The 2,564-nt window shown below is 72.9% G+C and carries 3 protein-coding genes; 2 read left to right on the top strand and 1 reads right to left on the bottom strand.

All coding sequences use genetic code 11. The features are described 5' to 3' along the window. The coding region (locus AB0M20_RS37535; protein ID WP_364305560.1) for a hypothetical protein at window positions 1-693 on the top strand (693 nt) is incomplete at its 5' end. A gap of 139 nt (window positions 694-832) precedes the next feature. Further along, window positions 833-1,582, top strand: a complete 750-nt coding sequence (locus AB0M20_RS37540; protein ID WP_364305561.1) for a DUF2637 domain-containing protein — start codon at window positions 833-835, stop codon at window positions 1,580-1,582. Here the strand turns inward: AB0M20_RS37540 and AB0M20_RS37545 are convergent. Beyond that, window positions 1,579-2,564 (bottom strand): HAMP domain-containing sensor histidine kinase (locus AB0M20_RS37545; RefSeq protein ID WP_364305563.1); only part of this gene is annotated, 986 nt, incomplete at its 5' end. The genes AB0M20_RS37540 and AB0M20_RS37545 overlap by 4 nt on opposite strands.

Consider the following 2,564-nt stretch of genomic DNA (forward strand, 5'->3'; position numbering starts at 1 on the left):
CAGGGCGGGCCCCCGTATCGCGGCCCGCATCCGACGCAGCCGTACCCGCAGCCGGGCTATCCGATCGTGCCGCCCCCGAAGTCCCGGGCCGTCCCGATCACCCTGCTGTCCGTCGCGGTCGTGCTCGTGCTCTGCGTCGGCGGCAGCGTGGCGGCCGTCCTGATCGCCCGCAACACGGCCAACTCGATCGGCTCGTCCGGCATCGGCGAGACGGCCTATCCCACCCAGACGCCCACCCGGACGCCCACCGGGACGCCCCCGTCGAAGATCACCGTGGTCGAGCCGGCGACGCTGGGCGGTCGTGCGCTGTCGTCCGACACCGAGTTCGACAAGATGACCGACGAGCTCGAGTCCACCCTCGAGGACATTCCCAAGGCGACCGATACGGTCGGCGCGGTGTACGGGACGGCCGCGAAGCGCAACGTCGTCGTGGCCGCGGCCGTCGCGGTCCCACTGGCGGCGCCGGCCGTGGTGTTCCCCGCCGATCTGACGATCACCAACCGGACCACCGTCAGCCCCGGCCCGCTCGGCGGCACGGCGAAGTGCGGCAAGGCCCGCGCCGAGGTGGACATGGTGCTCTGCGGCTGGGCCGACAAGGGCAGCGCGGGCTGGTTCATCTGGTTCTACACATCGCTGTCCGAGGCGAAGCGCGAGTTCATCACTCTCCGCGGACAGGTCGAGAAGTCAAGCTGACACACGCGCCGGCGCGGTCACATCGTCGTATCGCTCCAGACACGAACGCGACGCGGTTCTCCGCGGACAACCGTGTCGTCATATTCACCCGTCAGGATGGGCCGCTGATCGAGCCCTCTGTCGGTGAAGGAGTTGTCCGGTGCCACTGTCACAGCTGCGCCGCGTCCGCTGGGCGGTCCGCGCGACCCTGCTGCTCGGCGTCGCCGCATCGGTGACGGCGAACGTGCTGCACGCCCGGGACAACCCGATCAGCCAGGCGATCGCCGCGTGGCCGCCGCTGGCGCTGCTGCTCACCGTGGAGCTGATCTCGCGGGTTCCGGTGCACCGGCGGGCGCTGGCGTTCACCCGGTTCGCCGCCACGGCCGTCATCGCCGGGATCGCCGCCTGGGTGTCGTACTGGCACATGGCCGGGGTGGCGGCCCGCTACGGCGAGACGGGCGCGTCGCCCTACCTGCTGCCGCTGTCGGTGGACGGCCTGATCGTGGTGGCCAGCATCTGCCTGGTCGAGCTGGCCGGCCGCATCCAGACGCTCTCCGCCGAGCCGGCCGCAGCGCAGCCCACCGCGGTGCCCGCCGTGCCCGCCGCAGTGCCCGCGGTGCCCGCCGCCGTGCCCGCCGCAGTCCCCGGGCTGATCCCCGAGCCGGTCGCGCCGCTCAAGCCGGTCCCGGCCGCATCGTTGTCGCTGGCGGCCGAGCTCGCCGGCCTGCTGCCGCACAAGGCGCCCGCTGGCGGCACAACCCCGCCGGGCGAAAGCATCCCGGAGCTCAAACCCGCGGCCACCAAGCGCCCCCGCGCGACGGCCGCCGCACGATCCACCACACCACGCGCCACCACGACCGCCCGGGCGACGTCCCAGCCGCGACGCGCGCCGGCCAAAGCCAAAGGTTAAGCGGTCGGGGCGACGCCCAGGTTCTTCTTGGTACGCGGCACCGTCGCCGACGCGGCCACCACGGGGGTCGTGTCGGCGCCGGGCAGCGACACCGTCACCTCGAGCCCGCCGCCCGGCTGGGCCACCGCCGACACCGTCCCGCCATGCGCGTCGCACACCGCCCGGACGATCGACAGCCCCAGCCCCGACCCGCGCGACCCGGTGCGCTCCCAGCCGCCCCGCCGGAACGGCTCGAACAACCCGGGCACGTCGGCCGGCTCCACCTCGTACCCCGTGTTGCCGACGACCAGCACCGCCTGCCCACCCTGCGTGGACGTCCGCAGCCAGAGCCGGCCCATCAGATGGTTGTATCGGATCGCGTTCTCGATCAGGTTGCCGGCCAGCCGGTCGAGCAGGCTCGGATCGCCCACCACGGGCGCCGGCTCGAGGTCGGTCTGCACGTCGAGCTTGAGCCGCTCCGCCTCCGCCTTTACCGCGGACAGCGCGTTGTAGACGCTGGTCGCCAGGTCGGCCGGCACCTTGCGGACCAGCCGGCGCCCCGACTGCGCCTCGCTGCGGGCCAGCACGAGCAGCGCGTCGACCAGCCCGTTCGCCCGCTCGGAGGCGTTTCGCACGACCTTGGCCATCCGGCGGTACTCGGCCACGTCAGCCTCGTCGTCGCTGAGCGTCACGTCGATCTCGGTACGCATCACGGCCAGTGGCGTCCGCAGCTCGTGCGACGCGTTGGCGACGAACCGTTTCTGCGACTCGAAGGCCCCGGCCAGCCTGTCCAGCATCGCGTCGAAGGTCCGCGCCAGCTCGGCCACCTCGTCGTCCGCGCCCGAGTAGCGGATCCGCTGATCGAGCGTCTCCTCGCCGAGCCGGCGGGCCGTGGCAGTGACGCTGTGCAGCGGGCGCAGGGCGCGACCGGCGACCGCGTAGGCGCCCGCGATGCCGATGATGCCGATCGCCACCAGCGCGATCAGGCCCTTGACCAGCAACT

The organism is Actinoplanes sp. NPDC051633 (assembly GCF_040681735.1).
Taxonomy (GTDB): Bacteria; Actinomycetota; Actinomycetes; order Mycobacteriales; family Micromonosporaceae; genus Actinoplanes.